Annotated in this window: 23 protein-coding genes and 1 pseudogene; 13 read left to right on the top strand and 11 right to left on the bottom strand. The window is 73.5% G+C overall.

Features of this window, described 5'->3' with window-relative positions:
* The first annotated feature begins 93 nt into the window (after window positions 1-93).
* Window positions 94-888, top strand: a complete 795-nt coding sequence (locus tag IE271_RS17110; protein ID WP_190191187.1) for a metal-dependent hydrolase — start codon at window positions 94-96, stop codon at window positions 886-888.
* Between the two features lie 104 nt (window positions 889-992).
* Here the strand turns inward: IE271_RS17110 and IE271_RS17105 are convergent, their stop codons facing one another.
* The 4 genes from IE271_RS17105 to IE271_RS17090 form a co-directional block, all read right to left on the bottom strand.
* Window positions 993-1,277, bottom strand: coding sequence for a type B 50S ribosomal protein L31 (locus IE271_RS17105; RefSeq protein ID WP_190191186.1), 285 nt, complete (start codon window positions 1,275-1,277; stop codon window positions 993-995).
* 81 nt (window positions 1,278-1,358) lie between these two features.
* The gene (locus IE271_RS17100) at window positions 1,359-1,829 is read right to left on the bottom strand and encodes a DUF5709 domain-containing protein (RefSeq protein ID WP_190191185.1); all 471 of its coding nucleotides are present in this window, start codon (window positions 1,827-1,829) and stop codon (window positions 1,359-1,361) included.
* Between the two features lie 297 nt (window positions 1,830-2,126).
* A complete protein-coding gene (locus IE271_RS17095; RefSeq protein WP_190191184.1) occupies window positions 2,127-3,953 on the bottom strand; it encodes an ABC transporter ATP-binding protein in 1,827 nt (608 codons plus the stop codon).
* Window positions 3,950-5,767 carry an ABC transporter transmembrane domain-containing protein gene (locus tag IE271_RS17090; RefSeq protein ID WP_190191183.1) on the bottom strand — a complete coding sequence of 606 codons (1,818 nt, stop codon included), beginning with the start codon at window positions 5,765-5,767 and terminating at the stop codon, window positions 3,950-3,952. Before IE271_RS17090 ends, IE271_RS17095 begins: the two co-directional genes overlap by 4 nt.
* Before the next feature lie 213 nt (window positions 5,768-5,980).
* Here IE271_RS17090 and IE271_RS17085 point away from each other — a divergent pair, with 213 nt between their 5' ends.
* Window positions 5,981-6,727, top strand: coding sequence for a hypothetical protein (locus IE271_RS17085; RefSeq protein WP_190191182.1), 747 nt, complete (start codon window positions 5,981-5,983; stop codon window positions 6,725-6,727).
* 384 nt (window positions 6,728-7,111) lie between these two features.
* On the opposite strand, the pseudogene IE271_RS17080 reads toward IE271_RS17085, so the two are convergent.
* Window positions 7,112-7,540, bottom strand: a pseudogene (locus tag IE271_RS17080) (MarR family winged helix-turn-helix transcriptional regulator); the annotation flags it as partial.
* 90 nt (window positions 7,541-7,630) lie between these two features.
* On the opposite strand from IE271_RS17080, the gene IE271_RS17075 reads away from it, so the two are divergent.
* Together IE271_RS17075 and mltG are read left to right on the top strand one after the other, a co-directional pair.
* Window positions 7,631-9,436, top strand: coding sequence for an ABC transporter ATP-binding protein (locus IE271_RS17075; RefSeq protein ID WP_190191180.1), 1,806 nt, complete (start codon window positions 7,631-7,633; stop codon window positions 9,434-9,436).
* Window positions 9,437-9,479: 43 nt separating this feature from the next.
* Window positions 9,480-10,355, top strand: a complete 876-nt coding sequence (mltG, locus tag IE271_RS17070; RefSeq protein ID WP_190191179.1) for an endolytic transglycosylase MltG — start codon at window positions 9,480-9,482, stop codon at window positions 10,353-10,355.
* A 45-nt stretch (window positions 10,356-10,400) separates the two neighbouring features.
* On the opposite strand, the gene IE271_RS17065 is transcribed toward mltG, so the two are convergent.
* Window positions 10,401-11,582, bottom strand: a complete 1,182-nt coding sequence (locus tag IE271_RS17065; RefSeq protein WP_190191178.1) for an NAD(P)-binding domain-containing protein — start codon at window positions 11,580-11,582, stop codon at window positions 10,401-10,403.
* A 375-nt stretch (window positions 11,583-11,957) separates the two neighbouring features.
* Between IE271_RS17065 and IE271_RS17060 the strand changes: the two genes are divergently transcribed.
* Window positions 11,958-12,380 (top strand): secondary thiamine-phosphate synthase enzyme YjbQ, encoded by a 423-nt coding sequence (locus tag IE271_RS17060; RefSeq protein WP_190191177.1) that lies wholly within the window; start codon window positions 11,958-11,960, stop codon window positions 12,378-12,380.
* Between the two features lie 451 nt (window positions 12,381-12,831).
* Here the strand turns inward: IE271_RS17060 and IE271_RS17055 are convergent, their stop codons facing one another.
* From IE271_RS17055 to IE271_RS42045, 3 genes are all read right to left on the bottom strand, one after another.
* Window positions 12,832-13,242, bottom strand: coding sequence for a hypothetical protein (locus tag IE271_RS17055; protein WP_190191176.1), 411 nt, complete (start codon window positions 13,240-13,242; stop codon window positions 12,832-12,834).
* Between the two features lie 305 nt (window positions 13,243-13,547).
* Window positions 13,548-13,964: a hypothetical protein gene (locus IE271_RS42050; protein ID WP_229919383.1), complete on the bottom strand. Its 417-nt coding sequence runs from the start codon at window positions 13,962-13,964 to the stop codon at window positions 13,548-13,550.
* Window positions 13,965-14,141: 177 nt separating this feature from the next.
* On the bottom strand, window positions 14,142-14,306 hold the full coding sequence (locus IE271_RS42045) for a hypothetical protein (RefSeq protein ID WP_229919382.1): 165 nt from the start codon (window positions 14,304-14,306) through the stop codon (window positions 14,142-14,144).
* Between the two features lie 424 nt (window positions 14,307-14,730).
* Here IE271_RS42045 and IE271_RS17045 point away from each other — a divergent pair, with 424 nt between their 5' ends.
* The 8 genes from IE271_RS17045 to IE271_RS17010 all read left to right on the top strand — a co-directional run bounded on the left by IE271_RS17045 (window position 14,731) and on the right by IE271_RS17010 (window position 25,073).
* Window positions 14,731-15,669, top strand: coding sequence for a sugar phosphate isomerase/epimerase family protein (locus IE271_RS17045; protein WP_229919381.1), 939 nt, complete (start codon window positions 14,731-14,733; stop codon window positions 15,667-15,669).
* A gap of 562 nt (window positions 15,670-16,231) precedes the next feature.
* The gene (locus IE271_RS17040) at window positions 16,232-17,950 is read left to right on the top strand and encodes a dihydroxyacetone kinase family protein (protein WP_190191175.1); all 1,719 of its coding nucleotides are present in this window, start codon (window positions 16,232-16,234) and stop codon (window positions 17,948-17,950) included.
* 361 nt (window positions 17,951-18,311) lie between these two features.
* On the top strand, window positions 18,312-18,833 hold the full coding sequence (locus tag IE271_RS17035) for a ribose-5-phosphate isomerase (protein ID WP_190191174.1): 522 nt from the start codon (window positions 18,312-18,314) through the stop codon (window positions 18,831-18,833).
* A gap of 61 nt (window positions 18,834-18,894) precedes the next feature.
* Window positions 18,895-20,298, top strand: coding sequence for a GntP family permease (locus tag IE271_RS17030; protein ID WP_308435184.1), 1,404 nt, complete (start codon window positions 18,895-18,897; stop codon window positions 20,296-20,298).
* 218 nt (window positions 20,299-20,516) lie between these two features.
* Window positions 20,517-21,461 (top strand): NAD(P)-dependent oxidoreductase, encoded by a 945-nt coding sequence (locus IE271_RS17025; RefSeq protein ID WP_190191173.1) that lies wholly within the window; start codon window positions 20,517-20,519, stop codon window positions 21,459-21,461.
* A gap of 125 nt (window positions 21,462-21,586) precedes the next feature.
* Entirely contained in the window at window positions 21,587-22,285 is a 699-nt protein-coding gene (locus IE271_RS17020; RefSeq protein WP_190191172.1) for a GntR family transcriptional regulator, read from the top strand.
* A gap of 431 nt (window positions 22,286-22,716) precedes the next feature.
* Window positions 22,717-23,742 (top strand): NAD-dependent epimerase/dehydratase family protein, encoded by a 1,026-nt coding sequence (locus IE271_RS17015; protein ID WP_190191171.1) that lies wholly within the window; start codon window positions 22,717-22,719, stop codon window positions 23,740-23,742.
* 140 nt (window positions 23,743-23,882) lie between these two features.
* A complete protein-coding gene (locus IE271_RS17010; protein WP_190191170.1) occupies window positions 23,883-25,073 on the top strand; it encodes a zinc-dependent alcohol dehydrogenase in 1,191 nt (396 codons plus the stop codon).
* 86 nt (window positions 25,074-25,159) lie between these two features.
* Here IE271_RS17010 and IE271_RS17005 read toward each other — a convergent pair whose 3' ends face one another.
* Together IE271_RS17005 and IE271_RS17000 are read right to left on the bottom strand one after the other, a co-directional pair.
* On the bottom strand, window positions 25,160-25,399 hold the full coding sequence (locus IE271_RS17005) for a DUF6480 family protein (protein WP_190191169.1): 240 nt from the start codon (window positions 25,397-25,399) through the stop codon (window positions 25,160-25,162).
* 50 nt (window positions 25,400-25,449) lie between these two features.
* Window positions 25,450-25,941: an Lrp/AsnC family transcriptional regulator gene (locus tag IE271_RS17000; RefSeq protein ID WP_190191168.1), complete on the bottom strand. Its 492-nt coding sequence runs from the start codon at window positions 25,939-25,941 to the stop codon at window positions 25,450-25,452.
* Window positions 25,942-26,122 lie beyond the last annotated feature (181 nt).

The raw sequence follows: 26,122 nt of genomic DNA, 5'->3' as shown, positions 1-26,122 counted from the left end.
AAGATCGCGAACGCTACGCTGAGGCGCCGGCGGAGCAGCGGCGCCCGGGTTCAACTGGGTGCCCGTACAAGAAGAATGGGGCGGGGCACGGTCATGATGGGACCAGCACACTCACTGTCGGGGGCCGCGGCCTGGCTGGGCGTCGGAGCCGCGGCAGCCGCCTGGGACCATCCCATGCCCTGGCCGGTCCTCGTGACCGGGGCGCTGATCTGCGCGGGAGCCGCCCTCGCCCCGGACCTCGACCACAAGGCCGCCACCATCTCCCGGGCCTTCGGCCCCGTCTCCCGGGGGGTGTGCGAGGTCGTGGACAAGCTCTCGTACGCCGTCTACAAGGCGACGAAGAAACAGGGCGACCCGCGCCGCTCGGGCGGACACCGCACCCTGACCCACACCTGGGTGTGGGCGGTGCTGCTCGGCGCGGGCTGCTCGGCCCTGGCGGTCGGCACGGACCGCTGGGGAGTGCTGGCGGTCCTCTTCGTGCACATGGTGCTGGCCATCGAGGGGCTGTTGTGGCGGGCGACGCGCGGTTCCAGCAGCGACGTCCTCGTGTGGCTGCTGGCCGCGGCGACGGCCTGGATCGTCGTGGGCGTCCTGGACGAACCGGGCAACGGATCGAACTGGCTGTTCACCGAGCCGGGCCAGGACTACCTGTGGGTCGGCCTGCCGATCGTGCTCGGTGCGCTGGTGCACGACATCGGGGACGCGCTGACCGTGTCCGGCTGCCCGATCCTGTGGCCCATCCCGGTGGGCCGCAAGCGCTGGTACCCGGTGGGCCCGCCCAAGGGCATGCGCTTCCGGGCGGGCAGCTGGGTCGAGCTGAAGGTCCTGATGCCGGCGTTCATGGTGCTCGGCGGCATGGGCTGCCTGGCCGCGCTCAACTTCATCTGACCCGCCCGGCCGCGATCCCAGCGCCTCCGGAGGCCCCCACGGCCTTGGAGGCCCCCACATCCCCGGAGGCATCCAAGACCTCGGACGTCCGGACCCGGGTCGTCTCAGCCCGCTCCGCCCCCGCCGTCCCCGGCGATGCCGCCCGCCGCCCCGCCGTACCTGCGTTCGAACTGGGCGATGCGGCCCTCCGAGTCCACGGTCCGGGCCCTGCCGGTGTAGAAGGGGTGGCTCTCGGAGGAGATCTCCACGTCCACGACGGGGTACGTCCGGCCGTCGTCCCACTCGATCGTCTCGCCGCTCGTGGCCGTGGACCGCGTCAGGAAGGCGTAGCCGGCCGCGCGGTCGCGGAAGACGACGGGGTGGTAGTCGGGGTGCTTGTCCTGCTGCATGGCTGCTCCTCACCTGGCAGGGGACGCGCGGGCGCGCGACCGGAGCGCGGCCGGCCGGTCCGGACGGCCGGCCGCGGAAGGTCAGCCGGGCAGGCCGTCCCCGTCGACGACGTGCATGGCGGCCTCCTCGGCCGAGGCCGCCGCGCCGTCGATGCCGACGTCCGCGGCGACCAGCGCGCTCTCCGTGTCCTCGTGCGTTCCTTCGTCGGGCGCCACGAGACGTCCGGACCGGACGGCGCCCACCTCGTCGTCCAGGAGTTCCCCGTCGGAGTCCTGCCAGTCACCGATGCCGTCGCCCTCCGGCGCCGACACGTCCGGCACCTCCTCGGCGAGGCGCTCGTCCAGGGTCTCGCCGCGCCGCTGCTCCGTCGCGGTCACGCCCCGATGCTCCACCGCCCACGGGCGCTCCGGCGGCGAGTAGCCCCGGTCCAGCGGGTCGTCCACGCCGTCGTACTCCAGGGTGTCCTCGGCGTCGAGAACCCCCGCGTCGTCCTGCACCTCGGATCCGTCGGGCTGGTAGACGTCGTCTCCCCAGCCGCCGCCGCTGTCCACGGGTACCTCCAGTTCGTGACGGCGGGTCCCGCACGGTCGCGTACGGGGCCCGCACACCGGCCTGTCGGCTCCGGGCCCCTCGCCCGGGAGTCCGCGCGGTCCACGGGCGCGCGGGGGAGCCGGTGCCGCGGCTCAGCCTTCCACCCGCTCTCTCGGCGGCGCAATGCCCCGGCGGCGCCGTCGCGCACCGGCACGGGGGCCGCACGCACCGGCACGGCGGCGGAGCGCGCCGGTGGCCGCCGCTCATCGGCGGCCACCTCTCCCCGGGGCGCGCCTCCCGTCCGTACCCTCGTCGGCTCAGCCGTGCCAGGACCGCCACAGCGCGGCGTACGCGCCGTCGGCGGCGACCAGGTCGTCGTGGCTGCCGAGCTCGCTGATGCGGCCGTTCTCGACGACGGCGATGACGTCCGCGTCGTGGGCGGTGTGCAGCCGGTGGGCGATGGCGACCACGGTGCGCCCGTCCAGCACGCGGGCCAGGGAGCGCTCCAGGTGGCGGGCCGCGCGCGGGTCGAGGAGCGAGGTCGCCTCGTCCAGGACCAGCGTGTGCGGGTCGGCCAGGACGAGCCGGGCCAGGGCGATCTGCTGGGCCTGCGCGGGGGTGAGGGCGAGCCCGCCCGAACCCACCTCTGTGTCCAGCCCGTCGTCCAGCGCCCGCGCCCAGCCGTCGGCGTCGACCGCGCCGAGCGCTGCCCACAGCCGGGCGTCGACGGCGTCGGCGGAGGCCTCCTCGTCCGGACCGGACCGGGAGCGGGGGAGGGCGAGGAGCAGGTTGTCGCGCAGGGAGCCCACGAAGACGTGGTGCTCCTGGTTGACCAGCGCCACGTGGGAGCGGACCCGCTCGGCCGGCATCCGGGACAGCTCGGCGCCGCCCAGGGTGATCCGCCCCTCCCGGGGCGCGTAGATCCCCGCGAGGAGCCGGCCCAGCGTGGACTTGCCGGCGCCGGACGGGCCGACCAGGGCGAGCCGGGTGCCCGGCGGCACCCGCAGCGAGACCTCGCGCAGCACGTCGACGCCCGGGCGGTAGCCGAAGCGCACCGTGTCCGCGTGCATGTCGCGGCCGTCGGGCACCACCGCCTCGTCACCGGCGTCCGGCTCGACCTCGCGGACGCCCACCAGGCGGGCCAGCGACACCTGGGCGACCTGCAGCTCGTCGTACCAGCGCAGGATGAGCCCCACCGGGTCGACGAGCATCTGCGCGATGAGCGCGCCCGTCGTCAGCTGCCCGACGTCGAGCCGGCCCCGCAGGACGAAGAACCCGCCGATCATCAGGACCGAACCGAGGACCACGACGTTCGTGAGGTTGATGACGGGGAAGAGCACCGACCGCAGCCACAGGGTGTACCGCTCCCAGGAGGTCCACTCCTTCACGCGCCGGTCCGACAGCTCGATCCGGCGCCGGCCCAGCCGGTGCGCCTCCACGGTGTGCCCGGCGTCGACGGTCTCGGCGAGGGCGGCGGCCACGGCGGCGTACCCGGCGGCCTCGGACCGGTAGGCGGACGGGGCGCGCCTGAAGTACCAGCGGCAGCCGGCCACGAGGAGGGGCAGGGCCACCAGCACCGCGAGGGCCAGCGGCGGAGCCGTCACGGCGAGTCCGCCGAGCAGCAGCACCATCCACACCACGCCGATGGCGAGCTGTGGCACCGCCTCCCGCATGGCGTTGGCGAGCCGGTCGATGTCCGTGGTGATGCGCGACAGCAGATCGCCGGTGCCGGCCCGCTCCAGCACGCCCGGCGGCAGCCCCACCGACCGCACGAGGAAGTCCTCGCGCAGGTCGGCCAGCATCCGCTCGCCGAGCGTGGCGCCGCGCAGCCGCACCTGGCGGATGAAGAGGGCCTGGACGGCCAGGGCGAGGACGAACAGCGCCGCAGTGCGTTCCAGGCGCAGCTCACGGACCGTCGTGACGCCGACGGAGAGCCGCTCGACGAGCGAGCCCAGCAGCCAGGGCCCCACCAGGGAGGCGACCACGGCGACGGTGTTGACCGCGATGAGCAGCAGGAAGGCCCGGCGGTGCCGGCGGAGCAGCTCAGCCGCGTAGGCGCGGACCGTCGAGGCGGCGCCGACGGGCAGCGTACTGGCCGTGGTCGGGGCCGCCGGGTCGTGCGCCGGTGGCGCCACGCCGATCATGCGGTCTCCTCGATCTCTTCGAGTGCGTCGACGTGCTTCAGGAGGCCGCCGCGCAGCAGGTCCCCGGCGGCCTCCTCGTCGGTCTCGCGGGTGACGACGGCCCGGTACCGGGGTTCGCCGCGCACCAGATCGCGGTGCAGGCCCACCGCGGCGACCTCGCCGTCGTGGACGAGCACGACCCGGTCGGCGCGGTCCAGCAGCAGCGGCGAGGAGGTGAACACCACCGTCGTGCGTCCCGCCCGCAGCGACCGGACGCCGTCGGCGATCCGCGCCTCGGTGTGCGCGTCGACCGCGGAGGTCGGCTCGTCCAGGACCAGCACCTCGGGGTCGGTGACCAGGGACCGGGCGAGCGCGAGCCGCTGGCGCTGGCCACCGGACAGGGACCGCCCGCGTTCGGTGACACGGGCGTCCATCGGGGCCCCGGCGTCCAGGGAACCCTGGGCCAGGGCCTCCAGGACGTCGCCGCACTGCGCGGCCGCGAGCGCCTCGCCGGCCGGCACGTTCCCGGAGGCGGGGACGTCGAGCAGGTCGCGCAGGCTGCCGGACAGCAGCACCGGGTCCTTGTCCTGCACCAGGACTGCGGTACGGGCGGACTCCAGCGGCAGCTCGTCCAGCGGGACGCCGCCCAGGAGCACCGACGGCCGCTCCCCGCCGTCGCCGCAGGGGTGCCCGCCGAGGCGTTCGGCCAGCACACCGGCCGCGTCCGGGTCGCCGCACACCACCGCGGTGAGCCGTCCGGCGGGTGCCAGCAGCCCGGTCGCGGGGTCGTACAGATCGCCCTTGGGCAGGGCGGCCTCCAGCGAGCCCGCGCTGTCCGTGGCGCGCTCCAGCGACAGCACCCGGGCCGCGCGCTTCGCGGACGGGCGCGAGAAGGAGTACGCCATGGCGATCTCCTCGAAGTGCCGCAGAGGATAGGTGAGGATCATGACCGTGCTGTACACGGAGACCAGTTCGCCGACCGTGATCCGGCCCTCGCGGGCCAGCTGGACGCCCCGCCAGACGACACCGATCAGCAGCAGTCCGGGCAGCAGCACCTGCAGCGCCGCGATCAGCGACCACATACGGGCGTTGTGCACGGCCGCGCGGCGGACCTCCTGGGAGGCGCGGCGGTAGCGGTCGAGGAACAGCTCCTCGCCGCCGATGCCGCGCAGCACGCGCAGTCCCGCCACGGTGTCCGAGGCCAGCTCGGTCGCCCGGCCCGCCTTCTCGCGCTGCACGTCGGCCCGGCGGGTCGCGCGGGGCAGCAGCGGCAGGACCGCGAGCGCCAGCACCGGCACGCCGACGGCGACGACGACGCCCAGCGCGGGCTCGTACACGAGCAGGCCGACGCAGACGATCACGACGGTCAGCGCGGCGGCCGCGAACCGCGACCAGGCCTCGACGAACCAGCCGATCTTCTCCACGTCGCCGGTGGAGACCGCGACGACCTCACCGGCCGCGACCCGGCGGGTGAGCGCGGAGCCGAGGTGGGCGGTCCTGCGGGCCAGCAGCTGCTGGACGCGCGCGGCCGCGGTGATCCAGTTGGTGACCGCGGTGCGGTGCAGCATGGTGTCGCCGAGCGCCAGGCAGACCCCGCACAGCGCGATGAGGCCGCCCGCCGCCGCCAGCCGGGCGCCCGAGCGGTCGACGACGGCCTGGACGGCGAAGCCGACGCAGAAGGGCAGTCCGGAGACGGCGAGGAAGTGCAGCAGGCCCCAGGCGAGGGACTTGAGCTGTCCACCGAGCTGGTTGCGGAAGAGCCACAGCAGGAACCGGGGACCCGAGCGCGCGTCCGGTGTGCCCGGGTCGGGGTACGGAAGGTCTTGTATCTGCATGACGTCCCAGCGGCTCGTGAACGGAGGTGGTGGGGCAGCGGGCTGAACGGGGAGGGAAGGGGCAGCAAGCCGTGAAAGGTTCGCGTCGCGGCCGGGCGGCAGGCAAACGGTTTTCCGTCGAAGAGCAAAGATTCGGCCCGGACCGTCCCGATCCGGACGGCGGACGGCCGGGCCGGGCCTGCGGGGCGTGAGCGTGGTGCGACGATGGAACGCATGCGAACAGTCGGTGCGAAGCGTACGAAGCTGATGGCCGTGGCCTGCGGTGCCCTGCTCGTGTCCCTGACGGCCTGCGGGGGTTCGGACGGCGGCGGTGCGGCCGCGGGCACCGCGACGCGGGGTGGCGGTGCCACCGGACAGGCGAAGGCGCGCACCGCCGACCTCGAGCGCATCCCCGGTGTCGGCGACAGACTGCAGGACCGGATCCCCGAGAACTCCCGTCAGGTGGTGGCCGTCTACGGCGAGGGCCGCGACTCGGCCGACTCGACGATCGTGCTGTACACGAAGCACGGCTCGACCTGGGACAGGACGAAGAGCTGGCGGGGGCACAACGGCAAGAAGGGCTGGACCACCGACCACAGCGAGGGCGATCGGCGCAGCCCCGTCGGCGTGTTCACGCTCAGTGACGCGGGGGGCGTCCTCGCCGACCCGGGCGCGAAGCTGCCGTACACCCGGTCGGCGTCCTTCCAGGTCCCGCACTACTGGGCGAAGTCGCACTGGCACGACTTCGACTACGTCATCGCCATCGACTACAACCGCGTCAAGGGCACCTCGCCGAACGACCCGGCGCGTCCCGAGGGGCAGTCCAAGGGCGGCAGCATCTGGCTGCACATGGACCACGGCAGCGGTACGTCGGCCTGCGTGAGCCTGTCCAAGTCCGGGATGGAGTACCTGCTGCGTACCCTCGACCCCGACCAGCACCCGGTCGTGGTGATGGGCGACAAGGCGGACCTCAGGGCGTAGGGAGCCTGACGGCACGGGGAGTTACGGGAGAACGGGGGCGGAGGCATCCGCCGGTCCGGGCGCGGTACCTCCGGCCCGAGCGCCGCGCCTCGGCCGAAGCACCGCGTCCGATCGAAGCACCGCGCCCGACCGGGGCGCCGAACCGGCCGGAGCGCCGGACTTGTCGGCGGAGCCGTTCCGGTTCGCGTCGGGCCAGGCACGGTCCACGGCGAGCCCGGCTCGGTCCGTGCCGGGCCTGCCACGGTTCACGGCGAGCCCGGCTCAGTCCGTGTCCGACCCTGTCGGCGTGCCTGGGGCTGTGCTTATGCCTGTACCTGTACCTGCTCCGGCACCGTCACCTGCGCCGGCACCGTCGGCCGCGGCGGTCCGGCCCGCCCGGCCCATGCCGTCCATCAGGGTGTCGAGCAGTCCGCCGAGCAGATCCCGCTGCCCGGCGGTGAGCGGGGCCAGGATGTCCTCCGCGGCGGCGCGTCTGGCCTCCCGCAGTTCGCGCAGCGCCTTGAGGCCGCCGTCGGTGAGCTCGATGCGGATCACCCGCCGGTTGGCCGGGTCGGGTGCCCGCCGCACCTTTCCGTTCGCCTCCAGCCCGTCGACCAGGGTCGTCACCGCGCGCGGCACCACTTCCAGACGCTCGGCCAGGTCGGCCATGCGCGGCGGCGAGTCGTACTGCGCGAGCGTGCGCAGCAACCGGGACTGGGCCGGGGTGACGCCCAGCCCGGACCGCTCCAGATGCCGCTTCTGGATGCGGTGCACACGCCGGGTGAGCCGCAGCAGCTGCTCGGCGAGCAGGCCGTCGGCGTCGGGGGAGTCCATACGGGAACAATATCAGGATGCGGTTCATTGTGAGTAGAGGTAACAATGAGCTACGCTCACTTCGACATCACCCACATTCCGTAGGAGCCCATGCGTCCCCATGACATCGAAGGCGACAGGACGCCGCCGGCCGCCGAGAGCGACCGGCCGCGCCAGGTGCGCCGCATCCTCGAGCTCTTCCGCCCCTATCGGGGCCGCCTCGCCGTCGTCGGCCTGCTCGTCGGCGCCTCGTCCCTGGTCTCCGTCGCCACGCCCTTCCTGCTGAAGGAGATCCTCGACACCGCCATCCCGGAGGGGCGTACCGGCCTGCTGAGCCTGCTCGCCCTCGGCATGATCCTCGGCGCCGTCCTCACCAGCGTCTTCGGTGTGCTGCAGACCCTGATCTCCACCACGGTCGGCCAGCGCGTCATGCACGACCTGCGCACCGCCGTGTACGGCAGGCTGCAGCGGATGTCGCTGGCCTTCTTCACCCGCACCCGCACCGGCGAGGTCCAGTCCCGCATCGCCAACGACATCGGCGGCATGCAGGCCACCGTCACCTCCACCGCCACGTCCCTGGTCTCCAACCTCACCAGCGTGGTGGCCACGATCGTCGCGATGGTCGCGCTGGACTGGCGGCTGACCGTCGTCTCGCTGCTGCTGCTCCCGGTCTTCGTCTGGATCAGCCGCAGGGTCGGCAACGAGCGCAAGAAGATCACCACCCAGCGGCAGAAGCAGATGGCCGCCATGGCCGCGACCGTCACCGAGTCGCTCTCCGTCAGCGGCATCCTGCTCGGCCGCACGATGGGCCGAGCCGACTCCCTCACGCAGTCCTTCGCGGACGAGTCCGAGCGCCTGGTCGGCCTGGAGGTCCGCTCCAACATGGCCGGGCGCTGGCGGATGGCCGTCATCACCGTCGTCATGGCCGCGATGCCCGCCGTCATCTACTGGGCGGCCGGAGTGACCTCGCGGTTCGGCGGCCCCGGCATCTCGATCGGCACGCTCGTGGCGTTCGTCTCGCTGCAGCAGGGCCTGTTCCGGCCGACCGTGAGCCTGCTCTCCACCGGCGTGCAGATACAGACCTCGCTCGCGCTCTTCCAGCGCATCTTCGAGTACCTCGACCTGCCGATCGACATCACCGAGCCGGCGCGGCCCGTCCGGCTCGACCGGATCAAGGGGGAGGTCCGCTTCGAGGACGTCGAGTTCCGCTACGACGACAAGGGCGCCCCGATCCTCGAACACATCGACATCACCGTTCCGGCCGGCGGCAGCCTCGCCGTGGTCGGCCCCACCGGGTCCGGCAAGTCGACGCTCGGCTACCTGGTGCCGCGGCTGTACGACGTCACGGGCGGGCGCGTCACCCTCGACGGCGTCGACGTGCGCGACCTGGACTTCGACACGCTCGCGCGCGCGATCGGCGTCGTCTCCCAGGAGACGTACCTCTTCCACGCCTCGGTCGCGGACAATCTGCGGTTCGCCAAGCCGGACGCCACCGACGAGGAGCTGCACGCGGCGGCGAAGGCGGCCCAGATCCACGACCACATCGCGTCGCTCCCCGACGGGTACGACACGGTGGTCGGCGAGCGCGGCCACCGGTTCTCCGGCGGCGAGAAGCAGCGCCTGGCCATCGCGCGCACCATCCTGCGCGATCCGCCGGTGCTGATCCTCGACGAGGCGACCAGCGCCCTGGACACCCGTACCGAGCGTGCGGTGCAGGAGGCCATCGACGCCCTGTCGGCCGACCGCACCACCCTCACCATCGCCCACCGCCTGTCCACCGTCCGGGGCGCCGACCAGATCGTGGTGCTCGACGCCGGCCGGGTGGCGGAGCGGGGCACGCACGAGGAGCTCCTGGGGCAGGACGGGCGCTACGCCGCGCTGGTCCGCAGGGACGCCCGACTGGAGCCGACGACATGATGATATGCCGGGTTTGTGTGGTTATAAGGGTTAGCGTGCCCGCATGCAGACCCATACTCCGCCACGGAGCACCATCCGCCTGACGCGCCGGGGGCGGATCGTCCTCATCGCCACCGGAGCCGTCGTGGCGGCCACCGCCGTGGTGGTGCCGCTGCTCAGCACCGACGACACCGACGACGGGGAGAGGAAGCCCGCGTCCCTGGTGATCCCGGAGGGATGGCGCTCGGCCCAGGTGTACGAGGCGGTCGACAAGGCCCTCGCCGTACCCGTCGGCACCACCAAGAAGGCGCTGGGCAAGGCCGGCCTCAAGCTCCCCGCCGCCGCGAAGGGCAACCCCGAGGGCTATCTCTTCCCGGCGACCTATCCGCTGGAGAAGGGAACGACTCCGGAGTCCCTGCTCTCGTACATGGTCGACACGGCGAACAAGAGGTTCGGCGGCGGCACGGTCACGGCCGGGGCGGAGCGGAACGAGATGAACGCCTACCAGACGGTCACCGTCGCGAGCATCGTCCAGGCCGAGGCCGCCACGGACGCGGACATGGGCAAGGTGGCCCGCGTCATCCTCAACCGCCTCGACCGGGGCATGCCGCTGCAGATGGACTCCACCGTCAACTACGCGCTGGAACGCAGCACGGTGCATACCAGCGAGGCCGACACCAGGATCGACAACCCGTACAACACGTACGCGCGCATGGGCCTGCCGCCCACACCGATCGCCAACCCCGGTGACGACGCGATGCGCGCGGCCGTCCGCCCGACACCGGGGGACTGGCTGTACTTCGTCACGGTCAGACCGGGCGACACACGGTTCACGGCGGACTTCGAGGCGCACAAGAAGAACGTCGAGGAGTTCAACCGCCTCCACCGGAGTGCCGACGCGAGTGAGAGCGGGAGTGCGAAGGCGAAGGCTTCCGGCTGATCCGGCCGGCCCGACCGGGATGGGCGGACCCCGCGGCTCCGCGGCTCATGCGACGGCCGGTACGTCCGCCAGCAGCCGCCGGATGTCCCGCACCGCGGCCCGGCCGGCCCGGTTGGCGCCGACCGTACTGGCCGAAGGCCCGTAACCGACCAGATGGATGCGGGGATCGGCGGCGACGCGGGTGCCCTCCATGCGGATGCCGCCGCCCGGTCCGCGCAGCCGCAGCGGCGCCAGATGGTCGATCGCCGCCCGGAAGCCGGTCGCCCACAGGATGACGTCGGCGTCCACCCGCCGCCCGCCCTCGAGTTCCGGGCCGCTGTCCCACTCCACGCCGTCCGGGGTGATCCGGTCGAACATCGGGAGGCGGTCGAGGACACCGTCCGTGAGGCCCCGGCGGACGGCGTCGTTCAACGGCAGGCCGGTGACGGAGACGACGCTCCGCGGCGGCAGGCCCTGCCGGACCCGCTCCTCCACCAGCGCGACGGCGGACCGGCCCGCGTCCTCGTCGAACGGCCCTTCGCGGAAGACCGGGGGCCGCCGTGTGACCCAGGTGGTCGAGGCGGCGTAGGGGGCGATCTCCAGCAGGTGCTGCGTACCGGACGCGCCGCCGCCCACGACGACGACCCGCAGGCCCGCGAAGGCTTCCGGACCCGGGTACTGGGCGGTGTGCAGCTGCCGTCCCCGGAACGTCTCCTGCCCGGGGTAGCGCGGCCAGAAGGGCCGGTCCCAGGTGCCCGTCGCGTTGATCAGCGCCCGCGTGGACCAGACCCCGGCGGAGGTCTCGACGAGCAGCCGACCGTGCCCGGAGCCCCCGTCCCCCCTGCCCTCGCCGCCGTCCCCGCCGCTCCCGGCCTCGCGCACGGCCCGTACGTCGACCGGGCGCCGCACCCGCAGGTCGAAGGCGTGTTCGTAGGCGTCGAAGTACTCGGCGACGACCTCGGAGGAGGGGCGGGCCGGGTCCGCGTCCGTCAGCTCCATGCCCGGCAGCGCGTGCATGCCGTGCACCTTGCCGTACGTCAGGGAGGGCCACCGGAACTGCCAGGCGCCGCCCGGCCGCGGGGCGTGGTCCAGCACCACGAAGTCCCGGTCGGGCACGAAGCCGGTGCGGCGCAGGTGGTACGCGGCGGACAGACCGGCCTGCCCGGCGCCGACGACCACGACGTCGACCTCCCGGACCGCGCCCGGCGTCCCCGTCCCGGTGTTCCGTGCCTCGTGCGATGCCCCCATGCTGTTCACGTCTCTGCCAACCGGTCCGACGCGCGGGATCTTCCCGGCGCCCGCCCGCGGGCCCACGACGCGGCACGGCGCAGCAACGACGCGATGCGGCACGCACCGGCCGGTACGGCGGCGCACCCCGCGGTACGGCTGCCGCGGCCCGCGGTACGGCGGCGCACTCCGTCGTACGGGTGCGAGGCTCGCGGTACGGAGGATGCCGCGGCCCGCGGTACGTATGCGTGGCGCGCCGTACGGATGCCGAGGCCCGCGCCCCTCGCGGTGACGGGCCGTGTGCCCGTCGCGGCAGCGGACCGGGTGTCCCTCACGGCAGCGGGTCGCGCCTGTCGCAGCAGGTGTGCGGACGCGGGAATGGGTCAGGATGGGCACATGTCCGATGCCTTCACCACCCGTGTCCTGAACATCTCCACCGGCTCCTCGGAGGCGGTCGTCGACCTCACGCGGCAGTGCGAATCCTTCCTGCGGGACGTCGCGGCCGGCCGCGACGGCCTGCTCAACGTCTTCGTGCCGCACGCCACCGCGGGAGTCGCGATCATCGAGACCGGCGCCGGCAGCGACGACGACCTCCTCGCCGCCCTGCACTCCCTGCTGCCCGCGGACGACCGCTGGCAGCACCGCCACGGCAGCCCCGGCCACGGCCGCGACCACGTCCTCCCGGCGATCGTGCCCCCGCACGCCACACTGCCGGTCGTCGACGGCCGGCTGGAACTCGGCACCTGGCAGTCGGTGTGCCTGGTGGACACCAACAAGGACAATGCCAACCGTCAAGTCCGGTTGTCGTTCCTCGGGTAGCTCTACGACGTCCGCCGCTGTATGAGTGGTTTCCGGCCGAGCCGAGTGAGCGCGATCCGCTCCGCAGCGGCCCGTAGGGATCGAATCGGTTCCCTCTCGTCCGTCATGCCGACCCTTCCTGTCGGGCCGATGGCCTCGTACCCCCTTCCCGGGTCTTCAGGAACGTCAGGGAAAAGTGGGAGTCGGAGGCGTGGAAACCGAACCGTGTGCGGCGGGAATCTATGGGATCGCGCATGCCGTCGAGGGGTTCCTGCAGGGAGGAAAGATCATTATGCCCATGTCCGGAGCGCCGTTGGATGCGGCGGTGCCCAGGTCGCCGCTGCAGACGACGTCGCCGCAGTCGAGGCCGCCGATCGGTTCCCCGGGGTAGGGCCGGACGGAGAAGTGGGAGGTCATCACTGTGTCCATGACTTTCCCACAGGATGAAAGGTGATCACTGGTCCCCGAGGCTTCAGGGCAACTTCGGTACCAGAGTCAACCACTGCTCGGAAGCTCTTTTGATCGGACTGTCGGTGAGCAGGTGCTGATCGATTCCCTGCGCAGCACTGAGCATGTTCCTGATTCGTCTCAGTCTCAGTATTTCCGCAGGGGGAAGTTTTCGCCATTCGGTTGTCGCGGCGGAAATATCGGCGTAGGATATCCCGCACTTTTCTGTGATGTACCGGGACAGGAGTTCTGGATTTCTGTCCGGATCTCCGGCATCGGGGCCCAGATTCTTTATCATGGCTGCCCTCAGCTGTACGAGTTCGACGTCCTTTCTGGCATCGCTGTCGTGTGAGCCGATGTACTTGTTCGCAACGGCGGCAACGGCCAGGCGGGCCCAGCGCAGGCGGATGGCGTCGCTGAGGTCCGTCCGTCCCATCCTGGTGGTGCCCAGTTCCCGCAGTGCCTCCCAGATCTGCTCTTCCGCGCGGGCATCCGAAGGATTCGCGGCAAGGCGTTGATTGCCACCACGGCGTTTTTGTCGACACCGGTGACGACACCTCTGATCCGTACGGGTCTCCCTGGTGCGTCCGACAGCAATACGTCCGGACCGTCCGCAGGAACCCGGCTCGTGACTTTGTCGGGCATGTCGATTTCAACGTCCGCTTCGTCTCCTGCGCGCGGCTTACGGAGGTCCGGGTTTCCATGGAGCGCGCTGTCTCCGGGGCGCAGTCCTGATCCCGGTCACCAGTTCTTGTAGTCCTCGACGAGGTTGCCGATGAGCGCGTACAGGGCGTCGGCGCGGTGCCGGTCCTCTTGCTGGTCGCGCAGTCCGTGGTCGAGTTCCCGGAGCCGGTCCAGGGCGGCCGGGACCCGGTCCCGCACCTCGTCGAGCAGTGACGTGGTGATCAGGTCCATGCACGCGGTGAACAGGGGTTGGGTGGCCGGTGCGGGGGGAGCCGGGTCGGGGGCGGCGAAGCCGGTGGTCAGGTACCGCACGGGGTCGGTGAGGCTCCAGCCGACGACGGTGCCGTGCTGGACCAGGAGCGCCACGTCGGGGGCGATGCCGATACGGGCCTCCAGCGGCTCGTCCAGCACGTCGAGGTCGCGCAGACAGGTGAGCGCGGTGTCCCCGGGGGCGCGGCACAGCTCCGTGCACATCGCGTGCCGGAAATCCCGGATCTCCCTCGCGCGCAGCCCGCCCGGGCGAACGGGGGGAGCGACGGGGACGCGGGCGGCGTCCTCGGCGGGGACGGACCCATGGGGCAACCGGAGGCCGGCACCGACCAGTTCCCTGCTGACCCGGCCGAACCGAAGCTCGTCCGGATCGTCCCACAGCTACTCCCGGCTGCCGAAGGTGGCCGCGAGAAACCGCTGCCACTCCTCCACGTCCGCGTACTCCGCAACGCGCACACATCGGTCCAGGAAGTCGAAGCGCGGGGTGACGCGCAGCGGATCGCCCGTCACTGTCGCACTCCAGTCACCGTCGAGGGTGAGTTCCATGGTGAATTCCGTCCCGTCGAATCCGGACCGCGGGAGCCGTGCAGCCGCCCTTGGCCGGGATTCTGCCCCCGTCACGTCCGCGCGGGTGACCGGCCCACCGGGCCCTCTCCTCCTTGATGGGCCGGGCATGAGGCCCGGTGGATCCGGGGAGGCTCAGCGGCCGGTCCCGGGGCGTAGTGCCGACCGGCGAAGCGCGGCGGGGTGCAGGCGCTGCCGCCGCGAGCCCGGTCGCCGAACGGCGGGCGGGTGCCGCTGACCACCCGGTCCCGCGAACGCTCCGACGCCTCGCGCCCCTGGTCCTCCTCGCTCCGCTCCCTCCCGGCCGGGCGGAGGGGACGGCGCCCGCCGCGGGCCGGTGTGAGCCGTAGCACTCTTGACAGGCGGCTCGATCGTAGATCCTATAGGAAATAGAGAAAGGAAGCCGATGCTGACTCACACCGCAGAAACCTGGCCGATCGCCGCCGCCCTCCTGCAGTTCCCGAACACCGGGCCCGACGGGGTCTCCACCCAGGACCGGTCCGCGCAGCAGTGGGCGCAGACTCTGCAGGAAGTGACGGACGCCGGGTTCACCGAGGTCGACCTGACCGACGCCTGGCTGCGCCCCGGAGACCTCTCCCCGGCCCGTCTCGAGGAGCTGCGCGCCACGCTCGCCCAGGTCGGGCTGACCGCCACCGCCATCTCCGCGATCCGCCGCAGCGTGATCGACCCCGTCGACGGCGACGACAACCTCGCCTACTCGCACCGCACCATCGACGCGGCCGCCGCGCTCGGCGTCCCGCTGGTCTCCGTCGGCCTGCACCGGCCGCTCACGCCCGAACAGCGGGCCGTGCTCTGGTTCTGGACGGTGCCCGGCCCGAAGGACCCGGTCGGCGACAAGGAGACCTGGCACAAGGCCGTGGTCCGGCTGCGCGAACTCGCCGACCACGCCGCCTCGGTGGGCGTGGAGCTGTCCCTCGAGATGTACGAGGACACCTACCTCGGCACCGCCGACTCGGCCGTCGCGCTGCTCACCGACATCGAGCGCGACAACGTCGGCCTCAACCCGGACCTGGGCAACCTCATCCGTATGCAGCGCCCCATCGAGTCATGGGAGTCGATGGTCACCAAGACGCTGCCGCACGCCAACTACTGGCACGTGAAGAACTACTACCGCATGGAGGACCCCGCCACCGGCACCGTCCTGACCTCGCCCGCCCCCATGGAGTCCGGCTTCGTCAGCTACCGGCAGGCCGTCGGGATCGCCCTCGCCCACGGCTTCAACGGCGCGTTCTGCGTGGAGCACTACGGCGGCGACGGGCTCAGCGTCTCCGCCGCGAACCGCGACTACCTGCGACGCATCCTGCCCAGCCGCCCGTCGGCCTGACCGTCGCCGGCCGCCGGACCCGCCCGACCGGACCGGGCGCCGACGGCCCCCGCCGCCTTCGGGGGGTGATCCGTCCGGACCCGGCTGTCCCGTGCGCCTTTCAAGCGCCCCGACCGGCCCGGCTCCGACGGCCGCACGGCGCCCCGCGGGGCGGCCCCGTCCCGGTGGGACCGGACCCCGCAACCCCCTGGTCCGCCCCGTCCCGGCGGGACCGGCCCCCGCAACCCCTTGGTCCGCCCCGTCGCGGTCCGGCGCGCGGGCGGTGCGCCGCCCCCGTGGCGTCACCGTCGGCCCGACGCGCGCCGAGCCGCCTTCAACTTCGACCGCTCCGGGCCGGCCGCACCCGCCCGGGTGCTGTACCACCCCACCTCGCACCCGGACCGACCGAGTGCGAACGGCCCACACCCCTCGCGGCCCACGCCCTCCGCGGCACGAGACCGCCAAGGCGCGTCGCCGGTCCGGCTCCCTCCCGGGCCGGACGGGCCCGGCACCGCCGACCGCCCCTCCCGCCCCCGGCGCGCACCGAAGCGCGTCACCGCCTCCCGACAAGGAATCAGCGACCATGACCAGGCTGTACGCCGACCCCGCACGTTTCAGCGAGGACCAGCTGCGCGGATTCGCCGCCGCCCACCCCGAGCACGTCACCCTCGTGCCCGGCGGTGTCATACGCAGCGGACCGCCCCGCCACGGCCGGGTCGCCGTGGTCGTCGGCGGCGGCTCGGGGCACTACCCGGCGTTCAGCGGGCTCGTCGGCGGCGGGCTCGCCGCGGGCGCGGTGGTCGGCAACATCTTCACCTCGCCCTCCAGCCGGCAGGCCGAGTCCGTGGCACGAGCCGCCGACACGGGCGGCGGAGTCCTCTTCTGCTTCGGCAACTACGCGGGCGACCGCATGAACTTCGGCATGGCCCAGGCCCGGCTGCGTGACGCCGGCATCGACACCCGTACGGTGCTGGTCACCGACGACGTGGCCAGCGCCCCGGCCGACCGGCGCGGTGAACGGCGCGGCATCGCGGGCGACTTCACCGTCTTCAAGGTCGCCGGCGCGGCGGCCGAGGAGGGCCTCGCCCTGGACGACGTCGAGGCCGCGGCCCGCCGTGCCAACGACGCCACCCACTCCTTCGGCATCGCCTTCGCCGGCTGCACGATGCCGGGCGCCGACGCACCGCTGTTCACCGTGCCCGAGGGCAAGATGGCCATCGGCCTCGGCATCCACGGCGAGCCCGGGGTCGAGGACGCCGACATGGCCGACGCCCCGACCGTCGCCGGGATCCTCGTCCGCCGTCTGCTCGCCGAGCGGCCCGCGACGGCGGGCACCCGGGTCGCCGCGGTCCTCAACGGGCTCGGCGCGACGAAGTACGAGGAACTGTTCCTGCTGTGGGGCCACATCGCGCGGGAGCTCTCCGCGGCCGGGCTCACCGTCGTCCGGCCCGAGGTCGGCGAGCTGGTCACCAGCCTGGACATGGCCGCGTGCTCGCTGACGCTGATGTGGCTCGACGACGACCTGGAGCGCTGGTGGTGCGCGCCCGCCGACGCCCCCGGTTTCCGGCGCCTGCCCCTGCCCGAGGTCCCGGCCGTGCCGCGCACGCTGCCCGACGCCGTACCCGGGACACCGCTCGTCCAGGGGGACGAGGCATCACGCGACGCCGCGGACACGATCCTCACCGTTCTGCGGGGCGTACGGACGGCGCTGCACGACGCCGCCGCGGAACTCGGCCGCATCGACGCGGTCGCGGGCGACGGCGACCACGGGCGCGGCATGACCAAGGGCGTCGACGCCGCCGTACGCGCCGCCGAACAGGCGCACGACCGCGGGGCCGGCGCCCGCTGCCTGCTCAGCACCGCCGCCGACGCCTGGGCCGACGAGGCCGGCGGCACCTCCGGCGTGCTGTGGGGCGTGGGGCTGCGCGCCCTCGCCCGGCAGCTCGGCGACACCGGACCGGTCGACGCGGCGCGTGCGGCCGCCGGTGTCCGCGCGGCCCTCGACGCCGTGACGTCCCTCGGCGGTGCCGAGCCCGGCGACAAGACGCTCGTGGACGCGCTCGTCCCGCTCGTCGAGACCTTCACCGCCGCCGTCGGCCGGGGCGACGACGCCGTGGCCGCGTTCGGCCGGGCGGCGGCCGAGGCGGGCTCCGCCGCTCAGGCGACCGCCGCGCTCACCCCGCGCCTGGGCCGCGCCAGGCCGCTCGCCGAACGCAGTATCGGTACGCCCGACGCCGGGGCCCTCTCGCTGGCCCTGTGCGCGCGCACCGCCGCCGAACTGCTCGATCAGCACGCGAAGTAGCCGGGCGGCCGCCGGGCGGCGGAGCCCTTCCGGCGGAGCCGGACCGCAGCGCCACGGGCCGCGACCGTCCACGGCCGGGCTGTTCGCGAAGGGGCCTTCCGCCCGGGCGCCCCGGTCACGCGCGCGCCGCCGGAGGCGTCCGGAACGCGGCCGGGCCGCCCGTGTCGCCGGCGGGACTCCTCCGACCCGGCGTCGGCTGCTCGCGGCGCAGCCTTCGCAGGCCACGACGTCGTCGCAGCCCCCGCAGCCCACAACGGCGCGGACGGGCACCGGCCGCCCACCGCGGCCGGGCCCCCGCCCCCGGCGCCCACGCCGACCCCGCCTTCCTCCCCGACCCCTCCTACAGGAACAGGAACCGACGATGAGTCATCCCGACCGGACCACCACCCCTGCCCCGCTGCGCATCGTCATCGGCAGCGACGACGCCGGACACGCGTACAAGGAGGCCCTCAAGGCCGACCTCGAGGCCGATCCGCGGGTCGCCCACGTCCAGGACATCGGGGTCGGCGAGGACGAGCACACCGCCTACCCGCACATCGGCGTCGCGGCGGCCCGGCTCGTCGCCGACGGCCACGCGGACCGGGCGCTGCTGTTCTGCGGCACCGGGCTGGGCGTCGCGATCAGCGCGAACAAGGTGCGCGGCGTGCGCGCGGTGACCGCGCACGACAGCTTCTCCGTCGAACGCGCCGTACTCAGCAACAACGCCCAGGTGCTCACCATGGGCCAGCGGGTGATCGGGCTCGAACTCGCGCGCCGCCTGGTCGGCGAGTGGCTCGGCTACCGCTTCGACCCCTCCTCGCCCTCCGGGGCCAAGGTCCAGGTCCTCGACTCCTACGACACCGGCGCCACCGAGCCGGCCGACGGAGCCGGCTCCGGCTGCTGAGCCCCCACCCGGCGGCGCGCGGACGTCCGCCGCCTCTTACAACGACGTAAGGACAACCCCCATGATGGCCCCGCTCGCCCTGCCTCTGGCAGCCGCGCCGTGGACCGGGCACGACACACGGCTGATCGTCATGGTCGCCCTGGCGATCGCCGTGATCGTCTCCCTCATCGCGCTGTGCGACTTCCACCCGTTCATCGCACTGATCGGCGGCTCCGTCGTCCTCGGCATCGGTTCGGGCACCGAACTGGCCCAGGTCGTCGAGTCGTTCGGCGACGGCATGGGCGCGACCCTCGGCTCCACCGGCGCGCTGATCGCCCTCGGCGCGATCCTCGGCAAACTGCTCGCGGACTCCGGCGCCGTCGACCGGATCGTCGACACCATCGGTTCCCGGTCCGGGCCGCGGCTGCTGCCCTGGTCCATGGCGCTGATCGCCGCGATCATCGGCCTGCCGATGTTCTTCGAGGTCGGCCTCGTCCTGCTGATTCCGATCATCGTGGTCATGGCCAACCGGACGCGTACGCCGCTCGTCCTGCTGGCCGTCCCGGCGCTGGCCGGACTCGGCACGCTGCACGCGTTCGTGCCGCCGCACCCCGGCCCGCTGGTCGCGGTCAGCACGCTGAAGGCCGACATCGGCACCACGCTCGGACTCGGCCTGGTCGCGGCGATCCCCACGGTGATCGTGGCGGGCCCGCTCTACGCGAGGTTCATCTCCCGGCACGTGCGCACCGAGGCCCCCGCCGAACTGGTGGAGTCGCTCATGACGTCCCAGGGCGCGGACGGGCCGGCGACGGCTCGCACGCCCGGATTCGGTGCCTCGATCGGCGCGATCGCTCTGCCGGTCGTGCTCATGCTCGCCAAGTCGGTCGCCGACATCGCCTTCCCGGGCGGGGCCTGGTACAACCACCTGCTCGACTTCCTGGGCACGCCGCTCGTGGCGATGTTCATCGCCGTGCTGGTCGCCATGGCCCTCTTCGGCTGGGGGCTGGGGCGCAGCCGGTCCGAGGTGCGCGCCATCGTCACCGCGGGTCTGCCCGCCGTCGCCGGCATCCTGCTGATCGTCGGCGCGGGCGGCGGCTTCAAGCAGCTGATCGTGGACACCGGCGTCGCCGACGCCATCGGCAAGGCCGCCGCCGAGGCGCACATGCCGGTCCTGGTGCTGGGGTGGCTGCTGGCCGTCCTGATCCGGCTGGCCACCGGCTCGGCCACCGTCGCCACCACGGCCGCCGCCGGCATCATGGCGCCCCTCGCGGCGGGTGCCCCGACGGTGGAGGCGTCCCTCATCGCGCTGGCCGTCGGCGCCGGATCGCTGTTCTTCTCGCACGTCAACGACGCCGGCTTCTGGCTCTCCAAGGAGTACTTCGGCATGAGCGTCGCCCAGAACATCAAGACCTGGTCGGTCCTGTCGACGATCGTCGCCGTGATGGGCCTGGCCATGTCGCTCCTCATGTACGCGGTCCTCGTCTGACCCGGTGCGCGGCGCGCGGCGCCGTCGGCCCGGCCGGCGCCCGCCGTCCGCCCCGGCCCCGCCCGCCGCCCGCCCCCGTCCGCGACCGTCGGGGCCCCGCCCCGATGTCGCGGTCCCGCTCGCCGGACACGGAGCGTGACAGACACACCCCGCCCGGCACGGAGAGAAACTGTCCACGCGGCCCACTCGGCCGCGAACCCGCACGAAAGAAGCCCTTCATGTCCACCGACACCACCTCCGCCACCCCCGCCTCCGCCACCGCGGTCCTCGGACTCGGCGCGATGGGCCTGCCGATGGCCACCCGCCTGGCCGGTGCCTTCCCGGTCCGCGCCTTCGACGTCTTCGAGGAGCGCCGGGACCTGGCCGCGAAGGGCGGGGCCGTGCCCGCCGCGACGCCCGCCGAGGCCGCGGAGGGCGCTGACGTCGTCGTCATCGCCGTACGCGACCAGGAACAGCTGGAGTCCTGCCTGTTCGGCGGTGGCCCGGTCGGCCGGGGTGCCGCCGAGACGCTGCGCGAGGGCGCGGTCGTCGTCGTCACCTCCACCGTGGGTGTGGACGCCGTCCAGGCCGTGGCCGCGCGTCTCGCCGAGCGGGGGGTGCGCCTGGTCGACGCCCCCGTCAGCGGCGGCGCGGTGCGGGCCGGCACCGGCGATCTGCTGATCATGGTCGGCGCCGACGACGCCGCCCTGGACGCCGCCCGGCCCGTCCTGGACCGGCTCGCCTCGACCCTGCACGTCGTCGGCCCGCGCACCGGTGACGGCCAGATCATGAAGACCGTCAACCAGCTGCTGTGCGGCATCCACACCGCGGCCGCCGCGGAGTCGCTCGCGCTGGCCCGCGCGCTGGGCATCGACCTGGACCGTGCCGTCGACGTGCTCGGGCAGGGCGCCGCCGCGTCGTTCATGCTCGCCGACCGCGGGCCGCGCATGGCGCAGCAGTACCAGGTCGCCGAGGACGGCACCGGCGGCCCCGAGCTGCGGTCCCGGCTGGACATCATCCGCAAGGACATGAACCTCGTGGTGGCCCTGGCCAGGAAGGCGGGCGTGGCCACGTCGGTCGCCGCCGCGGCCGACCAGCTGTACCAGCTGGCCATGAGCCACGGCCTGGGCGCCGAGGACGACTCGTCGCTCGTGACGCTGCTGTCCCCGCGCACCGTGGACTGAACCGGCGCCGGGAGCGCCGCCCGCCGGGCGGGACGTCCCCGGTTAAGCTGACGGCCGGCGTACGGCGCGTGCAGCCGGAACAAACAGGGCCCCTACGACAGGGGTCTCATCGGAAAGAGGCGACGATGGGAGCAGTCGGCAGGCAGGTACGGCCGACCGGGCTCGGCAGGACCGTCCTGATGGACGAGGCGTACGACGCCTTGCTGGCCCTCATCCTCGACGAGGATCTGGACCCCGGCACCCCCTTGCGCATCGACACCATCGCGAAGGACTGGGGCGTCTCGCCGACGCCGCTCCGTGAGGCGCTGGCCAAGCTGGAGAACACGGGTCTGGTGCAGCGGGTGCCGCACCGTGGCTACACGGTGGCACCGCTGCTGGACGACCGCGGGTTCCGTGAACTCATGGCGGCCAGGCTGCTCATCGAGCCGTACAGCGCGCGCCAGGCGTGCGAGCGGGACGCGGCCGGCACGGCCCGGGTCCTCGCGGAGCACCACCACGCGATGACGGAGGCGGCGGACCAGCGGGAGGCGGACGACTTCCGCGCCTACATGCAGGCGGACTCCGCCTTCCACGCCGCCATCGCCGAGGCCGCGGGCAACCGTTTCCTGTCCGCGGCCATCGACCCGCTGGGCGCCCACATCCAGCGCTTCCGCCGGTTCACCGGCGGCCGTGTCAACGACACCGAGGAGGCCCTGGCCGAGCACGCCGCGATCCTGCGGGCGTTCGAGGCGAGCGACGCGCAGGCGTGCGAGGCGGCGATGCGCGCGCACCTGGACGGCGTGGCCCACCGGTCGTTCGGGCCGGCGGGCACGGGGCCGGCGTGAGCGGCGGCGCCCCCACGCCCGGGTGACCGGCTCCGGTCGTCACGGTCCGGCGGCGCGGGCGCCGGTCCCCGAGGACGGAGGACCGGCCGCCCGGCGGCCCGTCGGCGGCGGACCGCAGCCGGAACCCGTAAGCCCGAGCCCGGCTTTCCCGGCCCCACAGGCGGTGACCGGCTGTCGCCGCACCGCGGCCGGCCGTCCCGGGGCCGTCCTCACGCAGGCAGGCGGACACGGACGTCCCGGATCGCAGGGTACGGCCGGGCCTCCGGGCCGGCCGCCGCGGCGCGGCCGGTGCGCCCCGGCCGCGGTCCGCCGCCCCTGTTCGGGGCAGCGGCGCGCCCCGTTCGGGGGCACGTGCGGGTCCGCTCGCGTTTGTCCCGTGTCCAGGGGGAACGCGGGACGTTGACCGAGCACGTCCCCGAGAGGAGTCCACCGTGAGCAGCGCGAAGGGCAGGCGCGTCGTCGTCACCGGAGCCACCGGCAACGTCGGGACCAGTGTGGTACGCCTGCTGGGCGAGGATCCGCAGGTGGACTCCGTCCTCGGCATCGCGCGCCGGCTGCCGGACGGCCCGCGCGCGGACGCGGAGTGGGCCGCCGTGGACCTGACCAGCGAGGCGTCGCTCACCCAGCACTTCGAGGGCGCCGACGCCGTCGTCCACCTCGCCTGGAAGATCCAGCCGGCCCGTGACCCGGCGACCACCTGGCGCACCAACGTCCTCGGCAGCGTCCGGGTCTTCAGGGCGGCGGCCGCGGCCAAGGTGCCGGTCCTGGTGCACGCCTCCTCGGTCGGCGCCTACTCGCCCGGCCCCAAGGACCGGGCCGTGGACGAGTCCTGGCCGACCCACGGCTGGCCCGAGGCGGCGTACTGCCGGGAAAAGGCGTACCTGGAGCGGGTGCTGGACGCCTTCGAGCACGAGCACCCGCAGATGCGGGTGGTGCGCATGCGGCCGGCCTTCCTCTTCAAGGAGGAGGCGTCGAGCGAGCAGCGGCGGCTGTTCGCGGGCCGCTTCGTGCCGGGCCAGCTGGCCCGCCCCGAACTGCTGCCCGTCCTGCCGGACGTCCCCGGCCTGCGCATCCAGGCCCTGCACACGGAGGACGCGGCCGAGGCGTACCGGCTGGCCGTGCTGAACGACGTCCGCGGCGCGTTCAACCTGGCGGCCGATCCGCCGCTGGACGCCGGCGTGCTCGCCGAGCTCTTCGGCTCCCGCGCCGTACGGCTGCCGCGCACGGTCGCCCGGTCCGCCGTCGCGGCCGTCTACGGGCTGCACCTGGCGCCCACGTCGCCGCAGCTCTTCGACGCCGTGCTGCGCCTGCCGATCATGGACTGCACCCGCGCCCGGGACGAGCTCGGCTGGAGCCCGCGGCGCACCGCGGTGGAGGCCGTCCAGGAATTGCTGCGGGGCATGCGGGAAGGGGCCGGCACCGGCACCGCACCGCTCGCCGGCCGCAAGGTCGGCTGACCGGCCGGCCGACCTCGCGCCCCTTCGCACGCCGGCCGCGTCCGGCCGGCGTGCGAACCGTGCGGCGGGCGCCCGAAGAGGGTCATCGTCACGTTCCCGGGTACCCGCCCGTGGCTCGGAACCGTCGAAGGGAGAACCCGATGAAGGCCGTGACATGGCAGGGCAAGCGGGACGTGCGCGTGGAGAACGTGCCCGACCCGAAGATCGAGGAGCCGACGGACGCGGTCATCCGGGTCACCTCGAGCGGGCTGTGCGGTTCCGACCTGCACCTGTACGAGGTGCTCACCCCCTTCATGACGCCGGGCGACATCCTCGGCCACGAGCCCATGGGCGTCGTCGAGGAGGTCGGTTCCGAGGTGCCGGGCCTCAAGCCGGGCGACCGGGTCGTGGTGCCCTTCCAGATCGCCTGCGGGCACTGCTGGATGTGCGGCGCCGGCCTGCCCACGCAGTGCGAGACCACGCAGGTCACCGAGGAGGGCATGGGCGCGGCGCTGTTCGGCTACACCAAGCTGTACGGCGGTGTGCCCGGCGGGCAGGCCGAGTACCTGCGGGTGCCGCAGGCCCAGTTCGGGCCCATCAAGGTCCCCGAGGGCCCGGCCGACGACCGCTACCTCTACCTCTCCGACGTGCTGCCGACCGCCTGGCAGGCGGTTCAGTACGCGGACGTGCCGGCCGGAGGCTCGGTCGCCGTGCTCGGCCTCGGCCCGATCGGCGACATGTCGGCCCGTATCGCGCGGCTGCAGGGCGCCGAGCAGGTGTTCGGCGTCGACCTGGTGCCCGAGCGGCTGCGCCGGGCGCGCGAGCGCGGCGTGGAGACCTTCGACCTGCGCGACTTCGACGGACGCAAGGACCTCGTGGACGCCATCCGCGACCGTACGGGCGGCCGGGGCCCGGACGCGGTGATCGACGCCGTGGGCACCGAGGCGCACGGCAGCCCGGTCGGCCGCGCCGCCCAGCAGATGGCCGGCCTGCTGCCCAACGCCTGGGCCTCCAAGCTCACCGAGAAGGCCGGCACGGACCGCCTGGCCGCGCTGCTCACCGCCATCGACCTGGTCCGGCGCGGCGGCACCGTCTCCCTCAGCGGTGTCTACGGCGGCGCGGCCTCGCCGCTGCCGCTGCTGACGATGTTCGACAAGCAGATCCAGCTGCGGATGGGACAGGCCAACGTACGGCGCTGGGTCGACGACATCCTGCCGCTGCTCACGGACGACGACCCGCTCGGCGTGGACGGCTTCGCCACCCACCACGTGCCGCTGACCGAGGCGCCGCACGCGTACGAGATCTTCCAGAAGAAGGAGGACAACGCGGTGAAGATCGTCATGAAGCCCTGACCCGGGGGCCCGCGACCCGGACCCTGTTCTTCCCCGGCCCCGGTGCGGGGCGGGGAAGAACAGGGTCCGACGCGTTCCGGCGTGCCTCAGAGGTCGATGCCGATGGCGTATCCCACCAGGCCGATGACGACGAGCAGCACCACGATGCCGATGAGGAACAGCGGCCCCTTGGCCCAGCCCTTGGACGGGTTGTACGTCTGGACCTCGTTGGGGCCGGCCCACGGCGTGCTGCCCTCGGCGGGCGGTGTCTCGCCCGGCGGCACACCGCCTCCCGCCTCGAGCCCCGGGGTACTGCGCGGATCGGGATCGGGATTCGTGTGTTCCATGCCGCCCGAGTGCCCGTGCCCCCGCGTCCTGAACGCGTCCCCCGGAGTGATCACTGCGTGTGACCGCTCCCGGGCGCCGTCCTGCCGACCGACTCCACCAGGGGCAGCAGCCGGTGCGGCACGCGCTCGCGCAGCGCGACCTCGGTACGGGTGCGGACCACGCCCGGCAGCCGGATGAGCGCCTGGATCACGTCCTCCAGGTGGGCGTTGTCGCGCGCGACCACCCGGGTCAGCAGGTCGCCGCCACCGGTGATCGAGAACGCCTCCACGATCTCCGGCACGGCGGCCAGCGCGTCGCCCACGTCGTCGAGGTGCCCCTGGGTGACCTCGATGTGCACGAACGCGAGGACCGGGTGGCCGAGCGCGGCGGGGGAGAGCGACGGGCCGGTGCCGGTGATGACGCCGTCCCGCTCCAGGCGGTCGAGCCGGGCCTGCAGCGTGCCGCGGGCGACGCCGAGCAGGCGGGCGTACTCGCGCACGCTGGTGCGCGGCTGCTCCAGGAGCAGCCGCAGGATGCGGGTGTCCAGCTCGTCCACGGCCATGGTCCGTTGGCCTCCTCGCGGCTCACGATGATCGCCGGAAACTGTACCAATGGCTCAGTCGTGCGGATGCCTGTTGAGCCATTGCCCTTCAGTTGCTTACCTTTGGCGTACTGATGGCGCCGCGCAGCGCCGGACGGCGAGGACGCCGGACCCGGACCCGCGGCGCCTTTCCCATGTCCCG

This window comes from Streptomyces minutiscleroticus, from assembly GCF_014650875.1.
GTDB classification, from domain to species: Bacteria; Actinomycetota; Actinomycetes; order Streptomycetales; family Streptomycetaceae; genus Streptomyces; species Streptomyces minutiscleroticus.
This window is presented reverse-complemented; position numbering and strand designations above follow the sequence as displayed.